This window comes from Corynebacterium sp. TAE3-ERU16, from assembly GCF_019209935.1.
In the GTDB taxonomy this organism is placed as follows: Bacteria; Actinomycetota; Actinomycetes; order Mycobacteriales; family Mycobacteriaceae; genus Corynebacterium; species Corynebacterium antarcticum.
Window position 1 is genome coordinate 25759 of record NZ_JAHUTN010000003.1, and the last position, 16452, is coordinate 42210.

At 66.0% G+C, this 16452-nt stretch carries 10 protein-coding genes; 4 read left to right on the plus strand and 6 right to left on the minus strand.

Going from position 1 to position 16452, the window contains the following annotated elements:
* Window positions 1–7: 7 nt before the first annotated feature.
* Complete coding sequence (gene uvrA, locus KRX55_RS04040) at window positions 8–2869, minus strand: excinuclease ABC subunit UvrA (protein WP_218406532.1); 2862 nt, start codon at window positions 2867–2869, stop codon at window positions 8–10.
* Window positions 2870–2955: 86 nt separating this feature from the next.
* Between uvrA and KRX55_RS04045 the strand changes: the two genes are divergently transcribed.
* The 3 genes from KRX55_RS04045 (at window position 2956) to KRX55_RS04055 (ending at window position 7012) form a co-directional block, all read left to right on the plus strand.
* On the plus strand, window positions 2956–3558 hold the full coding sequence (locus KRX55_RS04045) for an MBL fold metallo-hydrolase (protein WP_218406533.1): 603 nt from the start codon (window positions 2956–2958) through the stop codon (window positions 3556–3558).
* 143 nt (window positions 3559–3701) lie between these two features.
* Complete coding sequence (locus KRX55_RS04050; RefSeq protein ID WP_218406534.1) at window positions 3702–4520, plus strand: DoxX family protein; 819 nt, start codon at window positions 3702–3704, stop codon at window positions 4518–4520.
* A 281-nt stretch (window positions 4521–4801) separates the two neighbouring features.
* On the plus strand, window positions 4802–7012 hold the full coding sequence (locus KRX55_RS04055; RefSeq protein ID WP_218406714.1) for a HelD family protein: 2211 nt from the start codon (window positions 4802–4804) through the stop codon (window positions 7010–7012).
* Window positions 7013–7037: 25 nt separating this feature from the next.
* On the opposite strand, the gene KRX55_RS04060 is transcribed toward KRX55_RS04055, so the two are convergent.
* Together KRX55_RS04060 and uvrB are read right to left on the minus strand one after the other, a co-directional pair.
* Window positions 7038–7478 (minus strand): universal stress protein, encoded by a 441-nt coding sequence (locus KRX55_RS04060; protein ID WP_218406535.1) that lies wholly within the window; start codon window positions 7476–7478, stop codon window positions 7038–7040.
* A 155-nt stretch (window positions 7479–7633) separates the two neighbouring features.
* On the minus strand, window positions 7634–9739 hold the full coding sequence (uvrB, locus tag KRX55_RS04065) for an excinuclease ABC subunit UvrB (protein ID WP_218406536.1): 2106 nt from the start codon (window positions 9737–9739) through the stop codon (window positions 7634–7636).
* Between the two features lie 106 nt (window positions 9740–9845).
* Here uvrB and KRX55_RS04070 point away from each other — a divergent pair, with 106 nt between their 5' ends.
* Window positions 9846–11315 (plus strand): DUF4185 domain-containing protein, encoded by a 1470-nt coding sequence (locus KRX55_RS04070; protein WP_255567554.1) that lies wholly within the window; start codon window positions 9846–9848, stop codon window positions 11313–11315.
* On the opposite strand, the gene coaE is transcribed toward KRX55_RS04070, so the two are convergent.
* From coaE to rpsA, 3 genes are all read right to left on the minus strand, one after another.
* Window positions 11309–11929, minus strand: a complete 621-nt coding sequence (gene coaE / locus KRX55_RS04075) for a dephospho-CoA kinase (RefSeq protein WP_218406537.1) — start codon at window positions 11927–11929, stop codon at window positions 11309–11311. The two genes, KRX55_RS04070 and coaE, sit on opposite strands and share 7 nt — an antisense overlap.
* Window positions 11930–12091: 162 nt before the next feature.
* Window positions 12092–14140, minus strand: a complete 2049-nt coding sequence (locus KRX55_RS04080; protein ID WP_218406538.1) for a glucose PTS transporter subunit IIA — start codon at window positions 14138–14140, stop codon at window positions 12092–12094.
* Between the two features lie 694 nt (window positions 14141–14834).
* The gene (rpsA, locus tag KRX55_RS04085; protein WP_218406539.1) at window positions 14835–16298 is read right to left on the minus strand and encodes a 30S ribosomal protein S1; all 1464 of its coding nucleotides are present in this window, start codon (window positions 16296–16298) and stop codon (window positions 14835–14837) included.
* Between the last annotated feature and the right edge of the window lie 154 nt (window positions 16299–16452).

Sequence of the window (16452 nt, forward strand, 5' to 3'; positions counted from 1 at the left end):
TCCCCTGTCACCCGGAGGTGGTGAGCAGCGGGCGGAGGAACTGTCCGGTGTAGGAACCCTCCACCCCTGCGACGTCCTCCGGGGTTCCCTCTGCGACGACCCGCCCGCCGCCGGCGCCACCCTCGGGACCCATGTCGACGATCCAGTCCGCCGCCTTGATCACGTCGAGATTGTGCTCGATGATGAGCACGCTGTTGCCCTTGTCCACGAGCCCCTGGATCACCAGCATGAGCTTGCGGATGTCCTCGAAGTGCAGGCCGGTTGTCGGTTCGTCGAGGATGTAGATCGTCCTGCCGTTGGACCGTTTCTGCAGTTCACTCGCGAGCTTGACCCGCTGCGCCTCCCCACCGGACAGGGTCGTCGCGGACTGTCCGAGACGCACGTATCCGAGGCCGACATCAACCAGCGTGTTCAGGTACCGGTGGATCGAGGTGATCGGCCGGAAGAACTCCGCGGCCTCACTGATGGGCATGTCGAGCACCTCGGCTATCGACTTTCCCTTGTACCTGACCTCGAGGGTCTCACGGTTGTACCGGGCGCCCTCGCACACCTCGCACGGCACGTACACGTCCGGCAGGAAGTTCATCTCGATCTTCAGGGTCCCGTCACCACGACAGGCCTCACAACGTCCCCCCTTGACGTTGAAGGAGAAACGTCCGGGTTTGTATCCGCGGACCTTCGCCTCATTGGTTTCGGCGAACAGGGTGCGGATCTTGTCGAACACCCCGGTGTATGTCGCGGGATTCGAACGCGGGGTCCGGCCGATCGGTGACTGATCGACCTGCACGAGTTTGTCCAGGTGCTCGATCCCGTCCACCCGCCTGGCCTTACCGGGAACCTGGCGGGCCTTGTTCAACCGGTTCGCCAGGACCCTGGCGAGAATCTGGTTGATCAGGGTGGATTTGCCGGAACCCGATACGCCGGTGATGCAGCACAGGACGCCGAGGGGCAGGTTCACGTCGACGTTGTCGAGGTTGTTCTCCCTGGCACCGACGACGGTGAGCATCCGGTCCCGGTCTATCGCCCTGCGTTCCTCCGGCACCCCGAGGACCCGCTCCCCGGAGAGGTACTGCCCGGTCAGGGAATCGGGGCAGTTCCGGATGCCGTCGGGTTCACCCTGGTAGACGATCTCGCCGCCGTACTCACCCGCCCTCGGTCCGATGTCCACGAGCCAGTCCGCCGCGTTGATGGTGTCCTCGTCGTGTTCGACGACGATGAGGGTGTTGCCGATGTCCCGGAGATGTTCGAGTGTCGTGATCAGGCGCTGGTTGTCGCGCTGGTGGAGACCGATCGACGGTTCATCGAGGACGTAGAGGACGCCCGCCAGACCGGAGCCGATCTGGGTGGCCAGCCGGATCCGCTGGGCTTCGCCGCCGGAGAGCGTGCCGGCGGCACGGTTGAGTGAGAGATAGTTGAGACCGACGTCCAGCAGGAACTTCAGGCGCGCCTGGATCTCCCTCAGCACGGCCCCCGCGATCATCTGCTCCCGCCTCCCGAGGGTGAGCGTGTCGAGGAACGCGGCCGCGTCGGCGACCGACAGCTGGGTGAGGCCCGCGATGGACTGTTCGCCGTGGCTCTCCGAGGCCAGCCTGACCGCGAGGATCTCGGGCTTGAGCCTCGTTCCGGAGCACGTCGGGCACGGGACCTCCCGCATGTACGACAGGATCCGGTCCTTCTGACTGTCGGAATCGGTCTGGTCCAGTTTGCGCTGGAGATACGGGAGCACTCCCTCGAAGGGGGCGGTGAAGTTGCGGATCCGACCGTAACGGTTCTTGTACCGGACGCTCACCTGGTGCCTGCTGCCGTGCAGGACGGCCCTGCGCTGCGCCGCGGTCAGCTCACTGAAGGGGGTGTTCTCGCTGAAGTCCATCGCCTGCGCGAGACCGGTGAGCAGTTTCCCGAAGTACTTGGTGTTGAAGCCCGTGCTCCACGGCTGGATCGCCTCGATCAGTGGCGCGTCGGGGTCCGGGACGACGAGGTCGATGTCGACCTCGAGTTTCGTGCCCAGACCGTCGCAGGCGGGGCAGGCACCGTACGGGGAGTTGAAGGAGAAGCTGCGGGGTTCGAGTTCGTCGACGCCGAGCGGATGGCCGTTCGGGCACGCCATCTTCTCGGAGAACCTCCGGGTCCGGTTCTCGTCCTCGTCGTCCAGCCCGACGAAATCGAGGATGACGACCCCGTCCGCCAGTCCGAGGGCGGTCTCGACCGAGTCGGTGAGACGCTGCTTCTGACTGGACTTGACCTGAAGTCGGTCGACGACGACCTCGATGTCGTGTTTGACCTGTTTCTCGAGCTTCGGCGGATCCGAGAGCTGGTGCACCTCACCGTCGACGCGGACACGTGAGTACCCCTGTGCCGCGAGATCCGCGAACAGGTCGACGAACTCTCCCTTCCTGGTCCGCACGACCGGTGCGAGAACCTGGAACTTCAGGCCCTGCTCCATGTCGAGCACCTGGTCGACGATCTGCTGCGGCGTCTGGCGCTCGATGACCGCGTCGCATTCGGGGCAGTGGGCCGTTCCGGCCCGGGCGTAGAGGAGTCTGAGGTAGTCGTAGACCTCGGTGATCGTGCCGACGGTGGAACGGGGGTTCCGGTTCGTCGACTTCTGGTCGATGGACACGGCCGGCGAAAGGCCCTCGATGAAGTCCACGTCCGGTTTGTCCATCTGACCGAGGAACTGCCGGGCGTAGCTGGAGAGCGATTCGACGTAGCGCCGCTGCCCCTCGGCGAAGATCGTGTCGAAGGCCAGGGAGGACTTTCCGGAGCCCGACAGGCCGGTGAAAACAACCATCGTGTCCCGGGGAAGGTCGATGTCGACCCCCTTGAGATTGTGCTCGCGCGCTCCGCGCACGATGAGCCGATCAGCCACTGGCTTCGGTACCTTCCGTTGGACGTGTTGAGGGCAAACAGTATCGAACATATCAACGACTGGATTGTTTGGCTACTCTGGTCGGCATGTCCCATGAAGTCACCTTGCGCTCCCTGTCCGTGTCCGAGATGGACAACAACTGCTACTTCCTCTTCGCCGGCGACCGGGCCCTGCTGATCGACGCCGCGGACGACGCCGAGCGGTTGATCGCGTTCGCCGCCGAACACGACGCGCGGATCACCGGCGTCGTCACCACCCACCGGCACTGGGACCACGTCCGGGCCCTGCCCGATGTCCTCAGGGCGACCGGAGCCACGCACTACTCGTCGTCGCTGGACGCCCCGGCTCTTCCCTCCGACGTCGACGTCGAGCTCGACCACGGAGGAACGCTCGACTGGGAGGGCATGACCTTCCCGGTCGTCGTTCTGCGGGGCCACACCCCTGGCGGGCTCTGCGTGGAGGCCACGCTCGACGGCACGAAACACCTGTTCGTCGGCGACAGCCTATTTCCGGGTGGCGTCGGGAAGACGAACGGTGACGGCGACTTCCGGAGGCTCCTGTGCGATGTCTCGACCCGCGTCTTCGACGTCTACCCGGACGACACCGTCATCCATCCGGGCCACGGCGACGGAACGACGGTCGGAGCCGAACGCCCGAAGCTGCGGGAGTGGAGTGAACGCGGCTGGTGACGGCGAGTACTTCCGTGTGCACCTCACCGCGGGAAACCGGTAGGATTGGCGGACAGTCGCACGTCGCGCCCGTCGCCCGTCATCCCGGCGGGCCGGAGAACGGCGTGCCGGACCCGGTACTCAACCAAGGAGCCAAGTAACCCATGATCCGCAAGCTCGCCCGACCGATGCTAGCTTCCGTGTACATCGCGGACGGCGTCGACACCCTCGCCAACACCGAGGCACACGTGGAAGGCACCGGGTCGGTCATCGACCGGCTGCGCGGCGTCCTGCCGCGGCAGTACGCCGCGCTCGTGCCCACCGACCCCGAGCTCGTCACCCGGGGCCTCGGGGTCACCAAGGTCGGCGCAGGCAGCATGCTGGCGCTCGGCAAGTTCCCGCGCCTTTCCGCCCTGACCCTCGCGATCACCGCCATCCCGACGATTCTCGCCCGGCACGCGTTCTGGGAGGCGGACGACAGCCAGGAGAAGAGCGCCCGCCGTTCCGGTTTCCTCACCTCCATCGCCCTCCTCGGTGGTCTGTTCATCACCACCGCGGACACCCAGGGCAAGCCCGGTATCGCCTGGCGCACGAAGCACGCCGCGAAGGTGACCAACAAGAAGGTCCAGAAGGCGCTTCCGACCAAGTCCGAGACCGAGAAGTTCGCGGAGACCGCCTCCGAGCAGGCCTCCGCACTCGCCGAGTCGACCCGTGGATTCTTCGGTGAAGCCACCGAAAAGGCTTCGGAGTACATCGAGGCCGCACAGGAGTACTTCGAGGACAACAAGGACGACTGGCTGAAGGCCGCGGAGTCCAACGCCGAGACCGCCAAGAAGCGGGCCGTCAAGCTCGCCGGCCAGGCGCAGGAGCGCGCCGATGAGGCACGGAAGAACGCCTCCAGGAACGCCGCGAAGTACCAGAAGGAAGCCGACAAGGCCGCCAAGAAGGCCAAGAAGAAGTGGGGCAAGAAGCTGGACATCTGATCCGGCCCCTCACCCGACGCCCCGCCCACCGGAACCCCGGTCGGCGGGGCGTCGCACGTCCGGCGGGCGCGAGCGGGGATGGACCCGCCCGGTCCGCGTAACTAGAGTTGTCCCCTACCGTTCCTTCACCGGTTTTTTGTCGCCCAGCACCCCGAGCGGACCGCCGCGTCGGGACCTCGAGAATCTCCCCAGGAGTATCAGTCGTGCAGAACCGCCCCCTCCCACCGCACCAGGAAGAACACGGGGACCCGGAGATCGCAACCGAGCAGGAGTACACGGACATGCTCTTCGCTCGGCTCGACACGGAGGTCGCACAGTCCAATGAGCGGCTGCGGGAGGTAATGAAGCGGGTCGACGCCGCGAATCCGGATGCAGAAGCCCTCGTCCAACGCGAAACCGAGTATCACGCACTCAACGCCCGGTTGGACCGGTTGAATCTAGCTCAGCTGGGGCTCGTCTTCGGTCGGATCGACGTGGCCGACGGGGATGCGGAGAATCCGGTTCCCGGGGCACCCGGTCTGGACCGCCGCTACATCGGCAGGATGGGGCTCGATGCCCGGGAGGAGGGGTACCGCACACTCCTGCTCGACTGGCGAGCCCCCATGGCCCGCCCGTTCTATCTGGCCACCACCGCACAGCCGGAGGGTGTGACGGTCCGTCGCCACATCCGGACCAGCGGGCGGACCGTGACCGGTGTGGACGATGAACGGCTCTCGGCATCCCCGACGGATGGGAAGACGACTGAAACGCGGAGCGGGGTCGGCAGCGAGTCCGCCCTCCTGTCCGTGCTGACGGCACCCCGGACGGGTCACATGGTCGACATCGTCGAGACCATTCAGCGGGAGCAGGACGAGATCATCCGTGACCGGACCCGCGGTGTGATGGTGGTGGAGGGGGGTCCCGGGACCGGTAAGACAGCCGTGGCGCTCCACCGCGTCGCGTGGCTGCTCTACACCTGGCGGGAGCAGCTTGCGGCCACCGGCGTCCTCATCATCGGGCCGAACCGGACCTTCCTGGACTACATCTCCCGCGTGCTTCCCGAGCTGGGTGAGACCGGCGTCGTGCTCTCCACCATCGGTGAACTGTACCCGGGGGTGACCCCGACAGCCACGGACTCACTGCTCACCCGGGAGATCAAGGGGTCGGAGGAGATGACGGTCATCCTCGCCGAGGCGGTCAAGGCCCACCAGACACTCCCCGAGACGCCGGTCGTGCTGAAGGTGGAGGGCATCGGACTCACGCTCACCCCGGCGATGGTGAAGAAGTCGAGGACGCGGGCCCGCCGCTCCCGCCGCCCCCACAACCTGGCGCAGCCGATCTTCCGGGAGCATCTCATCGGGCAGCTGGCCGAGCAGCTCGCGGAGAAGATCGGTGCCGACCCGCTCGGTGGGAACAACCTCCTGGGCGGCGGGGACGTCGCACAGCTGCACGAGGATCTCGAGGAGGAGCGGACGGTGGTCGACGCCGTGGAGGCGTACTGGCCGTTGCTCGACCCCGGAGCCGTACTGGACGATCTGCTCACGGACGAGTCCGCGATCGCCGTGGCTGCCGCCGGATACGACGACGAGACCCGCCGGGCGCTGCTCCGGGCTCCGGGTTCGCCGTGGACGACGTCGGACGCGGCACTTCTCGACGAACTCGCGGAACGGCTCGGTATGCCCGACCCGGAGTCCGCGCGTGAGGCCGCCGACCGGAAGTGGCGCGAACAGGTCGAGGACGCCCAGGAGGCCCTCGACATCCTCAGTTCCTCGGCGTCATCGGATCTCGATGACGGTTTCGAGGCGGAGATCCTCTCCGCCCACGACGTCGTCGACGCGGAGACACTCGCCGAACGGCAGCGGATCCGGGACACGCGCACCACGGCGGAACGCGCCCGGATGGATCACACCTGGGCCTACGGTCACGTCATCGTCGACGAGGCACAGGAACTGTCGCCGATGGAGTGGCGCATGGTGATGCGCCGGTGCCCGTCCCGGTGGATGACCCTTGTCGGTGACACCGCCCAGACCGGGTCTCCGGCCGGAGTCGACTCCTGGACCGAGACCCTCGCGCCGTACGTGCACAGCCGGTTCCACCGGCACGAGCTGACGGTGAACTACCGGACGCCCCGGGACATCGCCGATGTGGCGGACGCGCTGCTGCCGATAATCGCTCCCGGTCACACCCCGGCGACCGCGATCCGGGACACCGGCCAGGGGGTCAGATTCCTGGCGGCCGGGACCGATCCGGCGACGGTGGCCGGTGAGCTGGCGGAGCGGGACCCCGAGCGGACCTCGGTCATCATCGCCCCCGATGACGGGCAGGTGCCGGGGAGCACCACGGTGGCGGGTGTCAAGGGTCTCGAGTTCGACCACGTCGTCATCCTGGACCCCGCGGGCATCGTGGAACAGTCGCCCCAGGGTTGGCAGGACCTCTACGTCGCGTACACCCGTGCCACCCAGTCACTGACGGTCATCGGGCGGCCACCCCACGAGGACAGCGTCGTGGGGTGACCGCCCGGGCGGAGGTGGGATCGCGTCAGTTGACGGTGTGCACGATCATGACGTCGCACTGCGACTGGCGGGCGACATCGGCGGGGACGGAACCCAGCAGGCGACCCGTGAGCGAGTTGATCCCGCGGTTTCCGACGACGAGCAGGTCGGCGTCGTGCTCATTGACGATGGCCATGAGGGCCTCCACCGGAGTGCCGGGCTTGATGGCGGTCTCCACGTTCGTGCAGCCGATCTTCCGGGCCGCTTCAGCGGCGGCGTCGAGGTTCCGCTGTGCGGGATCGTCGCCGAGGACGGTGACGGAATCCTTGCGCAGTGTCTTCGACGCCTGCTCCTCGGACTCGTAGTACGCGCAACCGACGATCAGAGTGGCGTCGAAGGCCGCGGCGATCGCCGCGGCCCGCTCGACCGCTAGCATCGACGACTTCGAGCCGTCCGTTCCGACGACGATCTTGGTGTAGTCACTCATGGTGAACCTTCCGATGGGGTATCAGGGGGTGATGCTCCGGTCGGCCGGTTCCACGTCAGTCCGCGGGCCGACCGTAACCGAGGTCTTTCTTCCCGTCCATTGTAGGCAAAAGAGTGCGGGCCCCGTGGAAGGTACCGCACCCGGAGGTCCGAACGTCAGATTCCGGCCTCCTTCATGCCACGCAGTTCCTTCTTCAGGTCCGCGATCTCGTCCCGCAGGCGTCCGGCGAGCTCGAACTTCAGCTCGCGGGCGGCGGCGGACATCTGCGCGGTCAGATCGTCGATGAGAGTCTGCACCTCCCGCCGGGGCATCGAAGAGACGTCGGGCCTGTCGACGAGCGCCGCATCCCCGGTCGCTGAGGCACGCCGCTCCCCGTCGTCACCGGTGTTCTCGTACACCTGGTCCAGGATGTCGGCGATCTTCTTGCGCAGCGGCTGCGGATCAACGCCGTGAGCCTCGTTGTACGCGATCTGCTTCTCCCGGCGGCGCTCCGTCTCGTCGATGGCGCGCTGCATGGATTCGGTGACGCTGTCGGCGTACATGTGGACCTCCCCGGCGACGTTTCGGGCGGCACGCCCGATGGTCTGGATCAGCGATGTCGTCGAGCGCAGGAAACCCTGCTTGTCGGCGTCGAGGATGGCGACGAGCGACACCTCGGGCAGGTCGAGGCCCTCGCGCAGGAGGTTGATGCCCACGAGCACGTCGTACTCCCCCAGCCGCAGCTGGCGCAGCAGCTCGACGCGCTGCAGGGTGTCGATGTCGCTGTGCAGGTAGCGGACCCGGATACCGTGCTCCAGGAGGTAGTCGGTGAGATCCTCCGCCATCCGTTTGGTCAGGGTGGTCACGAGCACCCGTTCCTGCCTGGCGGTGCGCTGGTTTACCTCGTCGATGAGGTCGTCGATCTGCCCCTTCGTCGGTTTGACGACGATCTTCGGGTCCACCAGGCCGGTCGGTCGGATCACCTGCTCGACGAACTCGCCGCCGGAGGCCGTCAGCTCATAGGTGCCCGGGGTGGCGGACATGTAGACGCACTGTCCCTTCCGGGCGTCGAACTCCTCCCAGGTCAGCGGCCGGTTGTCCAGGGCACTGGGGAGGCGGAAGCCGAAGTCGACGAGGTTACGCTTCCGGGACATGTCACCCTCGAACATCCCGCCGATCTGCGGGACCGTGACGTGGGACTCGTCGATGATGGTGAGGAAGTCCTCCGGGAAGTAGTCGATCAGTGTGGCCGGCGCGGATCCAGCCGCGCGGCCGTCGATGTGCCTCGAGTAGTTCTCGATACCGGAGCAGAACCCGACCTGCTCGATCATCTCGAGATCGTATTCGGTGCGCATCCGCAGCCGCTGCGCCTCCAGCAGCTTGCCGCGGTTCTCCAGGTCGGCGAGCCGGTCGGCGAGCTCCTCCTTGATCGCGGCCACCGCCTTCTCCATGCGTTCGGGGCCCGCCACGTAGTGCGTCGCCGGGAAGATCCGCAGCTCCTCCACGTTCCGGACCACATCGCCGGTCAACGGGTGGATGTAGTACAGCGAATCGATCTCGTCGCCGAAGAACTCGACCCGCACGGCGAGTTCCTCGTAGGCGGGGATGATGTCGACGGTGTCCCCCTTCGCCCGGAAGGTACCCCGGGTGAACGCGACGTCGTTGCGCGCGTACTGGATGTCGACCAGCAGCCGCAGGAACCGGTCACGGTCGATCTCGTCCCCCACTCTCAGGACCACGGACCGGTCCAGGTAGCTCTGCGGCGTACCCAGGCCGTAGATGCACGACACCGAGCTCACAACGACAACGTCACGGCGGGACAGCAGCGCCGATGTAGCGGAGTGCCGGAGGCGCTCGACGTCCTCGTTGATCGAGGAGTCCTTCTCGATGTAGGTGTCCGTCTGCGCGATGTACGCCTCCGGCTGGTAGTAGTCGTAGTAGCTGACGAAGTACTCGACGGCATTGTTGGGCAGCAGCTGCCGCAGCTCGTTGGCCAGCTGAGCCGCCAGTGTCTTGTTCGGCGCCATCACCAGCGTCGGGCGCTGCACCTGCTCGATCAACCAGGCCGCGGTCGCTGATTTACCAGTGCCCGTGGCACCCAGGAGCACGACGTCCCGTTCCCCCTTCTCCAACCGGTCCCTCAGGGCGGCGATCGCTGCCGGCTGATCGCCCGCGGGTTCGTAGTCGGAGATCACCTCGAAGGTGGCGGCGGTGCGCTCGACCTCACCGACGGGCCGGTGCTCGGAATGGGAGAGGACGGGTTGTTCAGCAGCGAAAGCCATGGCCACGAGTCTACCCACCGGTACCGGGATCCTGTCCCGCGCGGTCCCGCGCGGATCACACCGGGCGACTGGCGGGGCGGCTCAGGCACCGGCTAGCGTGAGACGCATGAGCGGATCACACGACGGTCGACGGTTCGGGAGGAGACTCGCCCCGCTGGCCGCCATCGCGGTGACGGGACCGTTTCTCTCCGTTGCCGCTCCCGCGGCGGTTGCTGCCGGCGGCCCGTGTGTGCCCGACCACCGGCAGCAACCGCTGACCGGGAAACCCGCCGGGTCAGCGAAATCCCGGACCCCGGACTCGCCGAACGGAGGGTCCGGCGGTCCCTGGGCCGCCGGGACCGACGATGGCCCACCGTGGCTGAAAGGCCGCCCGGGGCAGTTGCCGATCATCAGGGGACACACCGAGGCGCTGCAGCTCATCACCGGCCCCGGGTCCCCCGGCAGGACCGACCACGCCTTCGGCGTGGCGGGAACGGATCTCGGTGTCGCCCTGTCGGACACCGGGGGCAGGCTGATGCTGGTGTTCGGCGACACGGTGGCCTGCGACGACTCTGCCCCGGACTGGCGCAGCAACACACTCGTGCGGACCCGGGATCTCGAATACGGCGACGGGTTCGACATCGACGAGGCCCTGACGGAGGACGGATGGTCGGAACGGGGCCGCGCCGTGGAGTTCATCGACACACCGAGGGACCCGGGTCGCGAACGGACGGTCGTCCCCACCGGTGCGATCACCGTGCGAGGGATCCACTACGTGGATTACGTGTCGGTCCGTGACTGGGGTGACCCCGGTGAATGGACGACGAACTACGCGGGCACGGTCCGCTCGGACGACGGTGTCGACTGGACCCTGGTCGAGGAGTCCCTCCGCACCGGTGATCGGCCCTCCGCGCAGACCCGGGTGGCCGGACTCCCGCGCTTCCGGGACGGCGACGAGAAGCTCCAGATGTCCGCGTTCATCGAACATGACGGATATGTGTACCGCTTCAGTACCCCGTCGGGACGCGACGGTTCCGCGATCCTCGGTCGGGCTCCGGTGGACGACTTCCCCGACGAGAGCGCCTTCACCTACTTCGACGGTGAGAACTGGTTCTCCCCCGGTGACCGGAATCCGGACACCGGCGTCGAGCTCGGCCTTGACGCCGCCGCCACGGTCATCGAGAACCCGGTTTCGGGGCTCTCCGTGACCTGGAACGAGCATCTCGGCAGGTTTATCGCGCTCCATCAGACGGGTGAGGGCCTCGTACTCCGGACCGCGGAGGCACTGACGGGGCCGTGGAGCGGGGAACGCATGGTGCTCGATACCGGGACCGTCCGTGATCTCCACGGTGGTTTCATCCTCCCGGGGGACTCCGGTCGTGACCTGTACTTCGTCGCGACGACATGGAGCAACTACAACGTCCTGCTGATGCGCACCGATCTCGATGAGCTTCTCGGGCCGGATTCGGCGGAGCGTCCGGACAGCAGGGGGCGGATCTCCCGCACCGGTCCGGGACCGGCCGCCGGCCGGGACTACGATCCGTCCCGTGATGACGGTCTCGAGGCCGTCGGGGTGGTCGACTACCGCGATCAGTGAGCCGGGCGTCGTCGTTCCGCGTCGATGATCGGTGCGACGATGCTCTTCACCTGGGGTTCGAGCGCACTCAACGGCCCGTTGTTGTCGATGATGATGTCAGCCCCGTTCCGCCGTTCCGCATCACCGATCTGTGCCGCCATCCGACGCCTGGCGTCCGCTGCGTTTATGCCACGGTGTTCAGTGAGCCGCCGGACCCTCTCCTCGCTGTCGACGTCGACGACGATGACGGTGTCGAACTTGTCCGCCTGCCCGGTCTCGAAAAGCAACGGCATGTCGTAGACGCCGGCGACTGCGCCGTCCCGCTCCGCGGAGTCCAGACGCCGGCCCGCTTCACTGATGATCCTGGGGTGCATGATCGCGTTGAGCCGTTGTGTGGCGGCACCGTCGCTGAAAGCGCGCTCCGCCAGGAGGCCGCGGTCGAGGCTGCCGTCGGCCAGGAGGATGTCGGATCCGAACTCCCGTGCCAGCTCCTCGAGGGCGGGTTGGCCGGGTTCGACGATGTGGCGGGCGATCTCGTCGGCATCGATGACGGTCACCCCGTCAAGCTCCGCCAGCGCGGCGGCGACCGTCGATTTACCGCTGCCGATTCCCCCGGTTAATCCGATTCTCAACATGTTCCCAAGTCTATCGGTGCCGTGCCACCGGACCACAGCCGGGCCGCACAGACCGCCCGGCGGAACCGCCCTCTGACAGCCGAGAGCCCCCTCGCGCCCTGGAAGGGTGCGAGGGGGCTCTGCGTGGTGCGGGTCCGACCGGTTGGTCCGGTCGGGGTGCCGCTACTTGGCGGTCACGGTGATGATCGTCGTGGTCGCATCGGCGGAGTCCGCGATGTGGCCCTCCACGGAAGCGAACTTCCGGTGGTTCTGGACGACGACCGGGGTGATGATCGGCTTGCCCGCCGCAGCGATGACCTCGGGATCGAAGGTGATCAGCGGGTCACCGGCGCGGACGCGCTGCTTCTTCTCGACGTGGGAGGTGAAGCCCTTGCCCTCGAGCTCGACGGTGTCGAGGCCGATGTGGACGAGCAGTTCGATGCCGTTGTCGAGGCGGATGCCGACAGCGTGCGGGAACAGGGCCAGGATCTGCCCGTCGCCCGGGGCTGTCACGGTGGTCGAGCTCGGCATGACGGCGACGCCCTTACCGACGTTTCCGCCGGAGAACATCGGGTCCGGAACCTCGCTCAGGGGGACGACACGGCCGGCCAGCGGAGCGGTGATGGTGGTCACCGCGCCGGGGCGCAGAGCGGTCTTCTCGGTGGTGGCCGGTGCCGGAGCTTCGGCGACCGCGACGGAGCCCGCAGCACCCGAAGTGGCGGCGGTACCCGTGGTGGCTGAGGTGGCAGCGGCATCCTCGATGTCGGCCTCCGCAGCGAGATTGCGCTCGTACTCCGCGGACGCCTCGCGGGCGCTGATCTTCTCCTCCTCGGAGCGGTAGTCGAAGAGCACCACCAGGAAGAAGGAGGTGAAGAAGGCGACGGCGATGCCGGCCACGTAGAGGCCGACGGAGTTGAAGGCCGGGATGGTCAGCAGCGAGGTGAACACGAAGGCGTTCGCGGTGACGGGATTGATCGCGGGGATGATCATGGGCACGAGCCCCATGACGAGGCCACCGGCGAAACAGCCCGGCAGCAGTCTCAGGTAGGACTTCTTGAACCGGAGCATAACACCGTAGAGCGAGGGCTCGGAGATACCACCGAGCAGACCCGCCATCATGCCACCCAGGGAGACCTGGCGCATCTGGCGGTCACGCTCCCTCATGGCGACGAACATGACACCGGTGACGGTGCCGAAGCAGGCGAAGTTCCAGGCACCCATGGGACCCTGGATGATGTCGTAGCCCAGGGTCGCGATGTTCTGGATCATGATGGCGTTCAGCGGCCAGTGCAGACCCAGCGGCACGAGGAAGGGGTACAGCATCGGGATGATGATGGCGAGGATCAGGGGCGAGAACTCATTGACGGAGTTCAGCAGGTTCGAGATGCCGTTGCCGATGCCGATGCCGAAGGGACCGAAGACGAAGGCCGTGGCCGGGATCATGATGAGCAGAGAGAAGAACGGCACGAAGACCATGTGCACGGCGGAGGGGATGATCTTCTTCAGACCCTTCTCCACCCAGAACAGGCCGATCGCCGCGATCAACGGGGGGAACACCTGACCGGAGTAGCCGTTGAGAACCATCGGCAGGCCGAACACGGTGACCGTGTCCCCGGGCTCACCCAACCCGATGAAGGACGGGGTGAGGAGTGCGCAGGGAATGGCCGCGCCCACCCACTCGTTGGCACCGAGCTTCCGGGCCGCACACGCACCGACCATGACCGGCAGGAAGTAGAACACCGACTGCCACATCGCGTGCATGAAGATGAAGGTGGAGTCCGTGGGCTCACGGAAGTCCTGGATGTCGAACGTGTCGAAGAGCACCAGGAGGGTGATGATCAGCGACGCACCGAGCAGGGCCCAGAGGACCGGCCGGAACGTGTCGGAGAGGAACTCGAAGCAGTAGTCGACCCACGAGTACTTGCCGCGGACCCCGTCGTACTGCTTCTTACCGTTGGTGGGCTTGCCGCCCTCCCCCATTCCCGGCTGGGTGATGAGCTCCTGGTAGTAGTCCGCGACGCCACCGCCCATGACGACCTGCAGGCCGGTCGTACCCTGCGGCACGACTCCGAGAACGTCGGGATTGGAATCCAGCGCCTTCTGATCAGCCTTGGACTGATCGTGGAGCTGGAAACGCAGCCGGGTTGCGCAGTGGGTGAGGTTGGCGACGTTTTCCGCGCCACCCACCTTCTCCAGGATGAACTGTGATGTCGTCATCGTTTTAGACGCCATGTACGAACCTTTCTTACATCACCTCCGCACGGTGCACGGGGTGAAACCTCATCCGGTTCAGGCTTGTTCCTGACCGGCTCAACCGCGGCCATGTAACCGGTGGACCCGGTAGAGCAACATCTTCCGACGATTATTTCTACCTGTGATCAACCTGGGAGACGGTGATATGTTTTCACAGTTTAAACTGTGTGATGCAACAGTGATCGAGGTCATACATGCCCGAGTTTGCGGCGAGTTGCCACAATCATATGTTCATTGCCGTGGTTGCTCCAACTTCCAAATGTCCGAACCTGGCGGAAAAACGCCCGTTTGTCACCTGTATAAGCGCCATTTCGCCCGCTACCGAGAGTAAAACCGGCAATGGACCATTCATTTGTAAGCTAAATCACAGTATAGCGGACAGGGGCCCCGGAACACCAATGGCTCATGAACATGTGTGAAACTCTCAGCAATCCGGCGATGGACGATGCCGTATATCCCGACCTCGAGGGGACATCGACCCCTCGCGCCCCTCGACTCCCGCGACCCCACGAATCACCCGTCAACGCCGGATCGACAGACAGAGTTCCCGGACCACACGACCGCTGAGCACAGAGAAGGGCCCCACACCATTCATGGTGCGGGGCCCTTCGATCCGACTGTGCTCCGGTCACCTCAGAAAGAGACCGCCCGGGGCAGCAGCGGGATGTGGTGCCTAGTTACCGGCCAGCTTCTCGCGCAGAGCGGCGAGCTGCTCATCGGAGGCGAGCGAACCACCGGTGGTCTCCGGTTCGCCGGCGGCGGCGGCCGGTGCGGCGTCAGAGGACTCGGAGGAGTAGTTGGTCGCGCCGGCGACGGCGGCCTCCTCTGCGGCGGCACGGTGACGCTCGATCTGAGCGGTGTGCAGCTGGAAGCGACGCTCGGACTCGGCGTAACGGGCCTCCCAGGCCTGACGCTGCTCGTCGAAGCCCTCGAGCCACTCGTTCGTCTCCGGGTCGAAGCCCTCGGGGAAGATGTAGTTGCCCTGCTCGTCGTAGGAGTCGGCCATGCCGTACTTCGACGGGTCGAACTCCTCGGTGTAGTCCTCGTCGGCCTGCTTCAGGGACAGGGAGATACGACGACGCTCGAGGTCGATGTCGATGACCTTGACCATCGCCTCTTCACCGACGGTGACGACCTGGTCCGGGACCTCGACGTGGCGCTCAGCCAGCTCGGAGATGTGGACGAGACCCTCGATGCCCTCTTCGACGCGGACGAACGCACCGAAGGGAACCAGCTTGGTGACCTTGCCCGGGACGATCTGACCGACCGCGTGGGTGCGGGCGAAGACACGCCACGGATCCTCCATGGTGGCCTTCAGCGACAGCGAGACACGCTCGCGGTCCAGATCGACGTCGAGGACCTCGACCGTGACCTCGTCGCCGACGGTGACGACCTCGGACGGGTGATCGATGTGCTTCCAGGAGAGCTCGGAGACGTGGACGAGTCCGTCGACACCGCCGAGATCGACGAAGGCGCCGAAGTTGACGATCGAGGAGACGACGCCCTTGCGGACCTGACCCTTCTGCAGCTGGTGCAGGAACTCGGAGCGGACCTCGGACTGGGTCTGCTCGAGCCATGCGCGGCGGGACAGCACGACGTTGTTGCGGTGCTTGTCCAGCTCGATGATCTTGGCCTCGATCTCCTGGCCGATGTACGGGTCCAGGTCACGGACGCGACGCATCTCGACGAGGGAGGCGGGCAGGAAGCCACGGAGTCCGATGTCCAGGATGAGACCACCCTTGACGACCTCGATGACGGTACCGGTGACGGGCTCGTCCTTCTCCTTGAGGGCCTCGATGGCACCCCACGCACGTTCGTACTGCGCGCGCTTCTTGGAGAGGATCAGGCGGCCTTCCTTGTCCTCCTTGGTGAGGACGAGTGCGTCGATCTCGTCGCCGACAGCGACGACCTCGCCCGGGTCGACATCGTGCTTGATGGACAGCTCACGGGAGGGAATGACGCCTTCCGTCTTGTAACCGATGTCGAGCAGAACCTCGTCGCGATCGACCTTGACGACGGTACCTTCGACGATGTCACCGTCGTTGAAGTACTTGATGGTTGCGTCGACTGCAGCGAGGAAGTCCTCAGCGGAGCCGATGTCGTTGACGGCAACCTGAGGGGCGTTGTTGGTGGGCATATGTTTGAGTGCTCCGAAATGGATAGGAATCGAAAGTGGACAGGGAATGTGTGCCATCCCGTCTCCCCCACGTGACCTGTGAAGATTCACCTACAGAGGAAACCGGCCGAGGTGCGGAGGGAGAGAAGTCGGAGCGCAGGCTCCGGAGGGACCC

Excerpts from the sequence above, each read along its gene's own strand:
- KRX55_RS04045 (WP_218406533.1), top strand. The coding sequence starts at position 2,956 with ATGTCCCATGAAGTCACCTTGCGCTCCCTGTCCGTGTCCGAGATGGAC.
- KRX55_RS04050 (WP_218406534.1), top strand. The coding sequence starts at position 3,702 with ATGATCCGCAAGCTCGCCCGACCGATGCTAGCTTCCGTGTACATCGCG.
- KRX55_RS04055 (WP_218406714.1), top strand. The coding sequence starts at position 4,802 with ATGCTCTTCGCTCGGCTCGACACGGAGGTCGCACAGTCCAATGAGCGG.
- KRX55_RS04060 (WP_218406535.1), bottom strand. The coding sequence starts at position 7,478 with ATGAGTGACTACACCAAGATCGTCGTCGGAACGGACGGCTCGAAGTCG.
- uvrB (WP_218406536.1), bottom strand. The coding sequence starts at position 9,739 with ATGGCTTTCGCTGCTGAACAACCCGTCCTCTCCCATTCCGAGCACCGG.
- KRX55_RS04070 (WP_255567554.1), top strand. The coding sequence starts at position 9,846 with ATGAGCGGATCACACGACGGTCGACGGTTCGGGAGGAGACTCGCCCCG.
- coaE (WP_218406537.1), bottom strand. The coding sequence starts at position 11,929 with ATGTTGAGAATCGGATTAACCGGGGGAATCGGCAGCGGTAAATCGACG.
- KRX55_RS04080 (WP_218406538.1), bottom strand. The coding sequence starts at position 14,140 with ATGGCGTCTAAAACGATGACGACATCACAGTTCATCCTGGAGAAGGTG.
- rpsA (WP_218406539.1), bottom strand. The coding sequence starts at position 16,298 with ATGCCCACCAACAACGCCCCTCAGGTTGCCGTCAACGACATCGGCTCC.